This is a genomic window from Bacillus sp. FG16 (assembly GCF_057809515.1).
Genome location: NZ_JBMDKC010000134.1, coordinates 1 through 12,158, shown reverse-complemented (window position 1 = coordinate 12,158; position 12,158 = coordinate 1). Strand labels below are relative to the sequence as shown.

Genomic DNA, 12,158 nt, shown 5'->3' with positions numbered 1-12,158 from the left:
TTCATGTGGAATTGTGTGAGACAGCCGATTATGCCAAGTTTAAACGAAGTTATGAGAAATACGTAAAGCTGTTAGCGAAAATATTAAAAGATAATAATCTATCGGTAGAGAAAGGATTGTGGACGCATAACGACGTGAGAAAGTACCTGGGCGGTACAGATCATGAAGACCCAATTGATTATTTACGAGGCCATGGCGTATCAGAAACTCAATTTAGAAGTGATGTGCAGCGAGCGTATACCAATGGTGAGGGAATGAAAATAACAGGTGAAGATAATCCAGTCGTCCACACACAAGGCATTGCCTATATCCTTGGGAACAATGTAAACTTACGACAAGGACCGGGTACAAGCTATTTAGTTATTCGTCAGCTGAATCAACCTGAAGCGTATCAAGTGTGGGGAGAGAAAGACGGATGGTTACACCTTGGTGGAGAGCAATGGGTGAAATATAATCCAAATTATATCAGTTTGGAAAGAAAAGAATCAGTAAATCCAGTTGTAGGGAAACGTGTAGTTTCAAAAGTTGATAATCTCAGGTTCTATGATTCTCCGTCCTGGCAGGATAGCGCTGTAGCGGGTACATTGGATGCGGGAGAAGGATTTATAATCGATGAGAAGATAAGTGTGGATGGCTTCACGCAATTTAAGGTGCACAATAGTAAAGGGCGCACATACTATATGACATCAAACGAAGCCTATGTGTATGTGAAGTAGGGAAGAGAAAACAAAACAAGGAGGCGAAAACCTCCTTGTTTTAATTGGGAAATATACTGGATTATATATTGTGAAAAAATATTTTTCAACGTATCCCTCTTGTTATTTCATTCGAATTGTGGAATAATTTTGCTTAATCAGGAGGTAGTAAGGGGGAGGTTTTAATGGGAATTACAATATTTAATGTGGCCGATTACTTTCTAAAACGAGTAGAAACTGAGCAAGGTAGCTCTATTACACATTTAAAGTTACAAAAGTTATGTTATTATGCACAAGCATGGTATTTAGCTTTTGAAGGAGAAAAATTATTCGGCGAAAGATTTGAGGCATGGGTACATGGCCCAGTCAATCCAAATTTATTTCAAAAATACCGTGACTATTCATGGCAGAACTTACCGCCGGTAGAAAATTTTGATTCACACATGTTTACAAGCAAACATTTAGACCATTTAGATGAAGTATGGGATGTGTATGGTAGGTATGATGGCAAATTCCTTGAAGATTTAACTCATCAAGAAGACCCTTGGATTGAAGCGAGACACGGATATGCTCCATCAGAACGTTGTACCGTGGACATTGATACAAATCGAATGAAAATGTATTATCGCCAAAAATTGAAAGAATAGTTAGTGCTATGGGGAAGAAAAAGCGTAAAGGCATCAGTATAATAGAAACCAGTGTGGAGAGAGCTAGGAGAATCCCACAACCACGAAGGCAAGAGTCGAACATACATGAATATCCTACGATTTCTTTTCGACATTTATGTGATAAAAACGGACAGTTGCATGATTTAGAGAAAAAAGGTTTAAAACAATTATCGAACTTTCTGCGTCGCGTTTCAGGAATGACTTGGTCTCAAATTAGATGTAGTGATGGAATAAACATGAAAAAGATTCCCATCACAAGTTTGCGTCACGTATTGCCAAGTTCTGTTTCAGAAGAGGAAGAAATTTTTGAAATGCGCGTATCACAAAGACATAGAATATGGGGATTTCAAAATCAATCTACATTCTATGTGTTATGGTTTGACCCTAAACATGCAATCTGTCTTACATAATGAATAAAAAAGCGATTCCTATATATAGGAATCGCTTTTTTTAGCGGTGAATCTTTTCGATGACGAACTTAGTATATCGGAAATTGTTTAATTAAGCAAATGGAGGAATGTCCCGTGAGAAAAAGAAAAATTCATGGAATGATATGGTTGCAGATATAAAAAGAAACGGTCTTTGTTGACGAAGACACGGGAAGCGTAACGAATCGTGACGAGGAAAAAGGGAATGGCAAATGTGGAATTCTCGAATGATAGCGAAGTGTAGGGAATTATATAAAAAAAGAGCAATCTCAGATTGGGAGAGAATGCTCTGATAATCATATTAGAAATAAAGAAAATTCCTACATAATCTTTTGCAATAAGGAGGACAAGGATATGTTCGCCAGACGTAAAGTAGTTAGAAAACCAAAATTGTCAAAAAGTAAATTTGCTAACGTAACTAAAAAAGATTGGAAAGAAACGAATGAACAGTCAAATAAAGACAGAGGGATTTCTGGTATCACATATTTGGACATAGCAAAAAGCGCCTTCCCCAGCTGAAGGCGCCTCTCACGTGGTGATTCTCTCGATGACATTTACAGTATATCCAACATTATTGAAAAATAGAACTTTTATTGACTAATAATTCTATATGATTTATATTTTATATAGGTTCTCTAATCTATTGCACAACGAAGAATCCGTCTCCTTTTGGAGGCGGATTCTTCGTGTTTACATATCCCAAAAATCGTCCGCTTTTATTCTAGGATCGACTTCCCGAAGGGTTTTTAATATTTTTTGCATTGTTTTTTGAGTAGGAGACCTATCAAAATTATTAGCAAGTTCCCCAATTGTATTTCTACCTAATCCAGATTTTCGCACAAGCCATTCTTGTTCGATATTATGTTTGTCTAAAAATTTACCTAATTTTGTTCGTTTTTTACCTAGACCCCACATCACTTTCACCTCATTAATTAGCATATTACATACAATCATGTCCAATTTTCACTAAAAATAAAACCCTGAAAATGAAGAATATTGTCCAAGCCCTACCCAATATGATGTACCAAGGTAAGAGAAGTTTCACCTATCAAAGTAGTTATCAAGGTAGGAAGGGGTGATTTTACCAAGGTAGGTATCATGGTAAGTTTTCGCTTTCTGCCGTGGTAGCTACCATGGTTCCTATCAAGGTAACACTACCATGGTAATGGGTGCGTAAAGCGTTATTTCACTTGCATTTTATATTCTGTTTATAAAGGGGCGAAAGAAATGAACATCAAGATGGCATCATCAGAAGAAACTTGTGAGTATTGTAAATGTCTGCTATCCGATTGGTTGTTTTGGAGATGGAATGGAAAGAAGTATTGCTCAGAGTCTTGTGCGGAATACGATAAGAAATAAATGACGGGGAGTGGATTCTATGTTTACAAGAAAGCAAGTTATTCCTTTTCGGGATTTTATAGATGGATCATACAAAATGAAAGAGCAGAAAATACAGAGATACCATTCATTAAGTCCGTTAGCATTTGTTCATATGTCGGATTCTATTTTAAATACGTATCTGGCATTAGGGATAATGGGAACGGCTTTAATTGGGGCAGTCATGTTAGAAAGATATCTTGTACGAAATGATTATGTATCAGCGGCCAAATTATTATCCAATGGGATTTATTATGGTGTGAAAATTGGTGGAGTGGGATTTATTACCTATGTATTTTTTCGAATTGTAATTATGTTCTAGGAGGCTTGTCATGGGAATCATAAAAGAATGGCTTCATAAGAGGTCTTTAAAACACCAGATTATTGAGGTGTTCCAAAAGGCAGGTTTATATACGGAACATCAAACACGTGGAGGGAAAATCCCAATTTATCCAAAGGTTCATGCTGTTTTTTCTTCAAACGAAAGCGTGAAATATGTATTTACTATCCCCAACGGATTAGATCCAAAGACAATTGAAAAGAAATGGTTTTGCTTTCAACAAATATTTGGACGGAATGTAGCAATTGAGGGAGATATTAAAAAGTTTGTGCTCAATGTATTTCATTCTGATGGTGGTTTGAAACAATACAACTACAGTTATAAGCAATGGCAACCATTCATAAAAGAATGCCGTCTCCCTGTTATAGTAGGGCGTGACCAGTTTGGAAACATGCTTGTTTATGATATGGTAAACCCCAATACACCCCATTTACTAATTGCAGGAGAAACAGGTAGCGGAAAAAGTAGTATGGTACGTGTTGTACTTTCTACACTCATTCAATACATGCCTCCTGATAAATTATATTTGTACCTAGGCGACTTGAAAAACTCTGAATTTCATTTCTTGCGTAGAGTAAAACATGTGAAAGAAGTGTGCATGGAAGAAATCGAAATGAAAGTCATGCTTCATAAGGTTTGGAATGAAATCAGGGAACGCAGAAAGCTCATGGAAGAATATGAAGTGGATCACATTGATGAGTACAACAAATTAAATCCTGATAAACAGAAACCCTATATTTTGTTAGCTATCGATGAAGTAGCGATGCTACAAGATGAAAAAGAATGTATGACGACAATAGAAAAAATATCGGCAGTTGGTCGGGCGCTAGGTGTATTCCTTATGCTATCCATGCAAAGACCAGACGCAAAGGTGTTAGATGGTAAGTTAAAGCTAAATATGACGGTTAGAATGGGCTTTAAATGCGATAACACAATTAATAGTAATATAATGGGCACACCTGGATCAGAACAATTAGAGCAATCTGGCCAAATGATTTTAAAGTTAAATGGATTAAAGAAAGTGCAAGCTCCTTATTTAGAACTTAATAAAGCAAAGCAAATAGTTGAACCTTACCGTTTACTCAAAGAAGATATAACGCTTCAGAATTCGCTACAACAAGAACTTCCTTTGTTTGGAGTGTTGGAACATGAAGAGTAGAGATAAAGCGATTATAAAAGACTTATGCCGCTTTAGATGCCTATCACGAGATGATATTATCGATTTGCATTTTCAAGGACTCAAGAAAGCTGTGACCAGTTGCAATACGGTTATGAAACGATTAAGGCGAGATGGGAGTGTGGACGTAAATGTGTTACAGAAACCATATATCTACTTTCCACAACCGAGTCCGATTCGAAAAACAAGTCAAAAGATTCCGCACTTTCTTGCTATTGTGAATGTATATAAGCAACTTCTTCAGTACGAAAAGCCTAAATTGTTTAAAGTCGAGCCGAAGTATGGTAAAGCATATATGGAGCCAGACATATTTGCAATTTGGCGACAATCTCCATTTTTCATAGAAGTTCAGAATTCAGTCTACAGTAAGAAAGTTATGCAAGAAAAAGTAAATCGTTACGAATTCTACTTTCATAGTTTGGAATGGCAGCAAGAACCATGGCAACCGAAGAAATCCAAATATTTCCCCTCACTACTCATCATTACGAATACACAATATGATATTTGCTCTCCCAATTTTCGCATATTCCAAACAAAGTCTATTCATGATTTCATGAATCAAATGGCGATTCGGAATTAAAATGATTCGCCAATCATCTTTAGAAATAACGTATCACGAGCAGAAATATCTTTCTTACGATTTGCAAGATTATGTATATCCCTAAAGCTATCGATGTAGTCATAGACCATATGTTTAAACGTGCGTGTAAAGTAACCAACCGGATTTTTCATCAATTTCCCGTTATGCTCGTACTTATGTGTTTTAGAGATTAAGACAGAAGAAGCATTCGCAAGAATGTTGTGGAATACATCTGTATCCGCAAGTAAATTAAATTGTTTTGCAGCTTTCTTTGCGATGTTTCTCGCATTTTTGAAAGATTCATTAATTACTTTAGGGTCAAAAGCAGTTTGTAATTTCATACGCATAGATTGTGGTACACGGTAATCGATGAAATCTACATCCTGTTGAAAAGATTGTGCAACGTTCTCTTTACGTTTATTTATATTTTTACTCTTTTGTTTTAAGGTTTTAGTAGTTGTTTTTGGGGTGTGACAAATTTCATCATTTTTAGCTGGTTCAGGTGTGACAAGTTGTCCGTCTGTATGAATAGGTTGAATCACAATAACATTACTCGTTTGTCTCCTATCACTTTTACGTTTCATTTCGAGTTGTTTAATCATACCAAGGGATTCTAAGTATTGGCATACACGAATAACTGTTCTACGGCTAATATGAAGTGCGTCCGCAATGTTATTTTTGGTTTTAAAAGAAACACCAAGGTATTTAGCGGAATAGTGGTGTAAATGATCGAGTACTGCCATTTGGTTTTTATTTAATTTATATTGTTTCTTATACGCCCGCACAGTGTCATTTAATTCCTTGAGAGTTTGAAAGGATGCTAAGTTTTCATATGTTTCTTCACTTGCAATAATTGAAATCACTTGTTTCTTTTTCATAAGGGCTCGTCTCCTTTGAAAATAAAAAAGCAACAGTATGCCACAAAATGTAAGCAAACTGTTGCTAGGAGACCCTTATGTACGGTAAAATGAGGTACATGAAGAGTTACAGCAGGTGTTTGCCTAGTTAGGTTAGGCGGACGGTATGAAGGGTGCGACAACACCTTTTATACACGCTGTGCTCTTTTATTTTTTGTTTGTTTAATTTCGATTTTTTCGGTAACGAATATGGTCACGAATAACCAGAAAAGTGTTGCCAATTATATTTTTCGATATAGTGAAAAACTGCTTAATATAGCGGTTTGTTGCGCTTTTAGGCAATTTAAGTTTTATATATAATAGAAGGATTTATTCCATATGCAATTTTATCTATTTTTTTAGGATTGAGTAATTCTTTATTTCATCCAGCTGCATCAGCTATGGTCGCAGATGTAACGGCACCAGAAAAAAGAACAGAGGCATATGGTTTATTACGAATGGGACACAATATAGGTGCTGCGATTGGTCCGATAATGGGAGCATCAGTAGTTGTGTTGTCAAAGAATCTTGTGTTTATTATTGCCTCTTCTACAATGCTATTTTATGCGTTACTTGTATTACTTCTTATTCAAGAGACGATGCCAAAGAGGACAGATAAGGAAGAACATAAAGAAAAGGAATCTGGGGCAGTTTGGAAAATTGTAATGCGAGATAAGGCATTAATGATTTACTTATTAGCAGGTATTATCATTTCGATGGGGTTTTCTCAAACAGAAGGCATGTTGCCACTACATTTTGATAACGAAATGAAGCGTATTTTTGGAACGAATAATCCATATCCATATTTAATGGCGTTAAACGGACTATTAGTTGTTTTATTCCAATTTCAAATTTCAAAATGGGCTACGGATAAACCAGTCGGGAAGACGATGTTATATGGTGCATGTTTGTTCGGGATTGGATTATTTTTTATAGGGTGGTTACCGAAGTGGTTTGGAGAGTTTAATACAAATGCTACAGTTATTTTAATAACACTACTGTTCGTTTATGCTATATATACGTTAGGTGAGATGATTATGTCGCCTGTACAGATGACATTTGTAGCAAACTTGGCACCTGAGCATTTGAGAGGGACTTATATGGGCGCTGCAAGTTTGCAGTGGATTACAGGAAGCGCATTTGGTCCACTTTTGGGAGGCTTTTTATTAGATCGATTACTTGGCCACTTTCTATTTACAATTTTAGCTGTAGGATGTGTAGTTGCAGGTATTGTATATATTTCTTTAGATCGCCTTGTTGAGCAAAGGCAAAAAGATACACTAACCAAACAATCTTCTTAGTAAATAGGTGACATACACAAAAAGGGGATTTCTACATATTTTAGGTACATAACTAGATTAGATTGCCATTTTATTTTGTGTAGCTATAAAGAAAATGAAATAAAAAACCAATAAGTGATGTTATTTAATTATTTATGGAAGTTACATTTTATTTCAAATAGGAACTACCTATTTTTATAAAAAGTGCTAAAATAGAAAAATGAAAACAATTGGTTAGGGTGATTTCATTGACGAAAATTAAATTAGGTTTATTATATGGTGGAAAATCAGCTGAGCATCAAGTTTCGCTACAGACGGCTCTTGCTGCTATTAAAGCGTTAAATCAAGATAAATTCGAGATTCATCCAATTTATATTACAGAACAAGGTCAATGGGTACGCGGTGAGCGTATTGAAGGCGAAGTAACAGATGTTGAGGCTTTAAAAATGAGCGGTGCAGAAAATGCGATTTCTCCATTATCATTAAGTACAGAAATCATTCCATCTGCAGCTTCTGAGGAAAACGCTATTGACGTTATTTTCCCATTACTACATGGACCAAACGGTGAAGATGGAACGGTTCAAGGATTATTAGAATTGATGAATATTCCTTATGTAGGAAATGGTGTTCTAGCATCATCTGCTGGTATGGATAAAGTTGTTATGAAAAATATCTTTGCAGAGGCTGGTTTAAAACAAGCAAAATATGCGTCTTTCATCCGCAGTGCATGGGAAAAAAATCGTGAGGAAGCTTATTCTAAAGTAGAAGATAAGTTAGGATATCCTTGCTTCGTAAAACCAGCAAACCTTGGTTCAAGTGTTGGTATTAATAAGTGTAAAAATCGTGAAGAACTTGAGAATGCATTTGTAGAGGCATTCCAATTTGATCGCAAAATTATTGTAGAAGAAAATATTGTAGGTCGTGAAGTAGAAGTTGGTGTACTAGGTAATGATGAGCCGAAATGTTCAGTTGTAGGTGAAATCGTTCCGAAAAAGGACTTCTATGATTATAAGTCGAAATATATCGATGGTGATACGGCGTTAATTATTCCAGCTGAAATGACAGAAGAAGAATCTGATGTAATTAAGCGTGATGCAATTATTGCGTTCCAATCATTAGATGGTGCAGGCTTAACGCGAGCTGATTTCTTCTTAACGAAAGACGGAGAAGTGTATATTAACGAAGTAAACACTATGCCAGGATTTACACCGTTTAGTATGTTCCCTCTATTATGGCAACATACTGGGTTACCGTATCCAGAGTTAATCGAAGAGCTAATTCGTTTAGCGATTGAACGTCACGAAGAAAAACAAAAAATTAAATATACAATCTAACAAAAAAAGGAGGAAGCACTATTCGTAGGAATAGTGCTTCCTCTATGTAAGGAGCGTTTCTATATGATAAAGCGAATGTTAAAGCAAGTAGAACAGATGGTAAATGGTACTGGATTAGCAGAGCAATATGAGGGAACTATTATTCAAGGCGTGTCTATTGATACGAGAAAAATTGAAAAAGGAAACTTATATGTTCCGATTCAAGGGGAGCGTTTCGATGGACATGCTTTTGTAGATAAAGCAGTTGAAAATGGAGCTGTAGCTACATTGTGGATGAAAGATGTAGCAAATCCACCCGAGAATCTTCCGGTTATTTTTGTAGAAGATACGCTATCTGCACTGCAAATGTTAGCGAAAAATTATCGCGATCAATTGGATGTTAAAGTTGTTGGTGTGACAGGTAGTAACGGTAAAACATCCACGAAAGATATTGTGACAAGTATTCTCGCGACTAAGTTCAAAGTTCAAAAAACAGAAGGGAATTTCAATAACCATATTGGGTTACCTCTCACTATTTTAAACTTAGAAGAAAATACAGAAGTAGCTGTATTAGAAATGGGTATGTCAAGCCGAGGAGAGATTGAATTTTTATCTAAGTTAGCTCGTCCTAATGCAGCTATCATTACGAATATTGGTGAGGCACATTTAATGGATTTAGGATCTCGTGAGGCAATTGCTGAAGCGAAATTAGAAATTGTTACAGGGTTACAAGAAGGTGGCGTGTTCGTATATAATGGAGATGAGCCGCTATTAACGAATCGTGTTCCTGAAATGAATTTAGCGGCAGAAACAGTTACGTTTGGTGATGCAAGAGCCAACGATTACTATCCAACGACTGTAACATTACAGGCAACGGGGACACATTTTAAAATGAATAGAGATGAAAATATTTCATTCTACCTACCGGTGTTAGGAAAACATAATGTGTACAATACACTTGCTTCAATGGCAATTGCGACACATTTTGGTGTGACGTGGGAAGAAATGAAACAAGGTTTAGTAACACTTCAAATGACGGGCATGCGTATGGAGATTGTAAAAACGGATAGTGGATTAACAATTATCAACGATGCTTATAATGCAAGTCCGACGGCTATGGAGGCAGCATTCCATTTAATGAACGGTTTAGATGGATTTACTAAAAAAATCGTTGTGCTCGGTGATATGTTAGAACTTGGAAATCAAGAAGTGCAGTTCCATTATGAGGTAGGTAAATTGATCGATCCAGCAAAAATCTCACATGTATTCACATACGGTAGATTAGGAGCTCAAATTGCTGAAGGAGCGAAAATTAATTTCCCTAATGAACGTGTAAAGGCGTATGATAATAAAGAAGAGTTAGTAAGAGATTTACAAGCAGTAGTCGATGCGAAAGATGTTGTATTAATAAAAGCATCTCGCGGTATGAAATTAGAAGAAGTAATTACGATGTTGAAATAATTGGTGTATATAAATAGGGATGATAGTCACGAAAATAGAAGAAACTTATAATAAGCGCTTACAGTAAATGATAAAAAAATAAAAGTAAAGAAAAAGGCCCTGAATATAAAATAAGGTAACAGTTGGGTTTGCTTTTTACACATACAAAACTTATAATTGATAAAGTGTAATAACGTTTAGAAGTATTTTCGTGAAGAATATACGCCCGGTTATATACGTGAGCATTCAGGAAAAGGGCTTTTCCGCAAATTCGGAAAACGCCTTTTTTTAAATGATAAGTATAGGATAGAAAAGGAGAAGTAACATTGACAACATTTCGAGAATTAGGATTAAGTGAGTCTTTACTGCAATCGGTTGAAAGTATGGGCTTTGAAGAGGCTACGCCGATTCAAGCTGAAACAATTCCACATGCATTGCAAGGTAAGGATATTATTGGGCAAGCGCAAACAGGTACAGGGAAAACAGCAGCATTCGGATTACCACTATTAGATAAAGTGGATACAAATAAAGAAGCAGTTCAAGGTATTGTTATCGCGCCAACGCGTGAATTAGCAATTCAAGTTGGAGAAGAGCTATACAAAATTGGTAAACATAAACGTGTTCGTATTCTACCAATTTATGGTGGTCAAGATATTAACCGCCAAATTCGTGCTCTAAAAAAACACCCACACATTATTGTTGGTACGCCGGGTCGTATTTTAGATCATATTAACCGTAAAACACTTCGCTTACAAAACGTAGAGACTGTTGTTCTTGATGAAGCGGATGAAATGTTAAACATGGGCTTCATTGAAGATATTGAAGCGATTTTAACAGATGTGCCAGAAACACATCAAACATTATTATTCTCAGCGACAATGCCAGATCCAATCCGTCGTATTGCTGAGCGTTTCATGACTGAGCCTCAACACATTAAAGTAAAAGCAAAAGAAGTAACAATGCCAAACATTCAGCAGTTCTATTTAGAAGTGCAAGAAAAGAAAAAGTTTGACGTGTTAACACGCTTACTAGATATTCAATCTCCAGAGCTTGCGATCGTATTCGGTCGTACAAAGCGTCGTGTTGATGAATTATCAGAAGCATTAAACTTACGTGGTTATGCAGCAGAAGGTATTCATGGTGACTTAACACAGGCGAAACGTATGTCTGTATTACGTAAATTTAAAGAAGGTGCTATTGAAGTTCTTGTTGCAACAGACGTTGCTGCACGTGGTCTTGATATTTCAGGCGTAACACACGTATACAACTTCGATATCCCACAAGATCCAGAATCATACGTTCACCGTATTGGTCGTACTGGCCGTGCAGGTAAAAAAGGTATTGCAATGTTATTTGTAACACCACGTGAATCAGGACAATTAAAAAATATCGAGCGTACAACAAAACGTAAAGTTGATCGTATGGAAGCACCGACACTTGACGAGGCATTAGAAGGTCAACAACGTTTAATCGCTGAAAAACTTCAAAGCACAATCCAAAATGAGAACTTATCATACTACAAGCGTATTGCAGAAGAAATGTTAGAAGAGAATGACTCTGTAACAGTAGTAGCTGCTGCTTTAAAAATGATGACTAAAGAGCCGGATACAACTCCGATCGCTTTAACATCAGAACCACCAGTTGTTTCAAGAGGTGGCGGTTCTAAGAAACGTGGCGGTAACGGAGGCGGATACCGTGATGGTAACCGTAATCGTAGTCGTGATGGACGCGGCGGTGGCGATGGTCGTAACCGTGATGGACGTAATCGTGACGGAAACCGTGATCGCAATCGTGATGGTGGTAGTCGTGGTCGTAGAGGTGAAGGTCAAGGTCGCCCAGGATCTTCAAATGGACGCGGCGAAAGAAAACATCATAGCCGTCCACAAGCTTAATAAAAAAGAGAATGCCCTTTTGAAGTGACCCCTAAAAGTTAGACACGGTTATTTCATTAGGCAGCTTGATAA

13 protein-coding genes and 1 pseudogene are annotated in these 12,158 nt (G+C 36.7%); 12 read left to right on the top strand and 2 right to left on the bottom strand.

All coding sequences use genetic code 11. From position 1 onward, the window contains the following. The 4 genes from ACODS7_RS28890 to ACODS7_RS28875 all read left to right on the top strand — a co-directional run. Nucleotides 1-716 (top strand): N-acetylmuramoyl-L-alanine amidase (locus ACODS7_RS28890; protein WP_488828190.1); only part of this gene is annotated, 716 nt, incomplete at its 5' end. A gap of 164 nt (nucleotides 717-880) precedes the next feature. Then, on the top strand, nucleotides 881-1,342 hold the full coding sequence (locus tag ACODS7_RS28885) for a Panacea domain-containing protein (RefSeq protein WP_243169257.1): 462 nt from the start codon (nucleotides 881-883) through the stop codon (nucleotides 1,340-1,342). Between the two features lie 8 nt (nucleotides 1,343-1,350). After that, nucleotides 1,351-1,773 (top strand): MAG6450 family protein, encoded by a 423-nt coding sequence (locus ACODS7_RS28880; protein WP_243169258.1) that lies wholly within the window; start codon nucleotides 1,351-1,353, stop codon nucleotides 1,771-1,773. Nucleotides 1,774-2,145: 372 nt separating this feature from the next. Continuing rightward, nucleotides 2,146-2,310: a hypothetical protein gene (locus ACODS7_RS28875; RefSeq protein ID WP_243169259.1), complete on the top strand. Its 165-nt coding sequence runs from the start codon at nucleotides 2,146-2,148 to the stop codon at nucleotides 2,308-2,310. A gap of 171 nt (nucleotides 2,311-2,481) precedes the next feature. Here the strand turns inward: ACODS7_RS28875 and ACODS7_RS28870 are convergent, their stop codons facing one another. Beyond that, complete coding sequence (locus ACODS7_RS28870) at nucleotides 2,482-2,706, bottom strand: helix-turn-helix domain-containing protein (RefSeq protein WP_069356461.1); 225 nt, start codon at nucleotides 2,704-2,706, stop codon at nucleotides 2,482-2,484. 312 nt (nucleotides 2,707-3,018) lie between these two features. On the opposite strand from ACODS7_RS28870, the gene ACODS7_RS28865 reads away from it, so the two are divergent. From ACODS7_RS28865 to ACODS7_RS28850, 4 genes are read left to right on the top strand one after another with little or no spacing between them, the layout of a single operon-like run. After that, nucleotides 3,019-3,150 (top strand): hypothetical protein, encoded by a 132-nt coding sequence (locus ACODS7_RS28865; RefSeq protein WP_255288214.1) that lies wholly within the window; start codon nucleotides 3,019-3,021, stop codon nucleotides 3,148-3,150. Between the two features lie 19 nt (nucleotides 3,151-3,169). Further along, nucleotides 3,170-3,490 (top strand): hypothetical protein, encoded by a 321-nt coding sequence (locus tag ACODS7_RS28860; protein WP_127063809.1) that lies wholly within the window; start codon nucleotides 3,170-3,172, stop codon nucleotides 3,488-3,490. A gap of 10 nt (nucleotides 3,491-3,500) precedes the next feature. Then, nucleotides 3,501-4,667 (top strand): FtsK/SpoIIIE domain-containing protein, encoded by a 1,167-nt coding sequence (locus tag ACODS7_RS28855; RefSeq protein ID WP_000511372.1) that lies wholly within the window; start codon nucleotides 3,501-3,503, stop codon nucleotides 4,665-4,667. Beyond that, nucleotides 4,657-5,265 (top strand): replication-relaxation family protein, encoded by a 609-nt coding sequence (locus ACODS7_RS28850; protein ID WP_243169260.1) that lies wholly within the window; start codon nucleotides 4,657-4,659, stop codon nucleotides 5,263-5,265. The genes ACODS7_RS28855 and ACODS7_RS28850 overlap by 11 nt, the downstream gene beginning before the upstream one ends. On the opposite strand, the gene ACODS7_RS28845 is transcribed toward ACODS7_RS28850, so the two are convergent. Further along, complete coding sequence (locus ACODS7_RS28845) at nucleotides 5,262-6,143, bottom strand: cytosolic protein (protein ID WP_488828185.1); 882 nt, start codon at nucleotides 6,141-6,143, stop codon at nucleotides 5,262-5,264. The two genes, ACODS7_RS28850 and ACODS7_RS28845, sit on opposite strands and share 4 nt — an antisense overlap. Nucleotides 6,144-6,481: 338 nt before the next feature. Here ACODS7_RS28845 and ACODS7_RS28840 point away from each other — a divergent pair. The 4 genes and pseudogenes from ACODS7_RS28840 to cshA all read left to right on the top strand — a co-directional run. Further along, nucleotides 6,482-7,462 (top strand): annotated as a pseudogene (locus ACODS7_RS28840) (MDR family MFS transporter); the annotation flags it as partial. A gap of 227 nt (nucleotides 7,463-7,689) precedes the next feature. Further along, on the top strand, nucleotides 7,690-8,775 hold the full coding sequence (locus ACODS7_RS28835; protein WP_016083961.1) for a D-alanine--D-alanine ligase: 1,086 nt from the start codon (nucleotides 7,690-7,692) through the stop codon (nucleotides 8,773-8,775). Between the two features lie 63 nt (nucleotides 8,776-8,838). Then, nucleotides 8,839-10,215: a UDP-N-acetylmuramoyl-tripeptide--D-alanyl-D-alanine ligase gene (gene murF, locus ACODS7_RS28830; protein ID WP_000595969.1), complete on the top strand. Its 1,377-nt coding sequence runs from the start codon at nucleotides 8,839-8,841 to the stop codon at nucleotides 10,213-10,215. Between the two features lie 305 nt (nucleotides 10,216-10,520). After that, nucleotides 10,521-12,086 (top strand): degradosome RNA helicase CshA, encoded by a 1,566-nt coding sequence (gene cshA, locus ACODS7_RS28825; protein WP_000206601.1) that lies wholly within the window; start codon nucleotides 10,521-10,523, stop codon nucleotides 12,084-12,086. Nucleotides 12,087-12,158 lie beyond the last annotated feature (72 nt).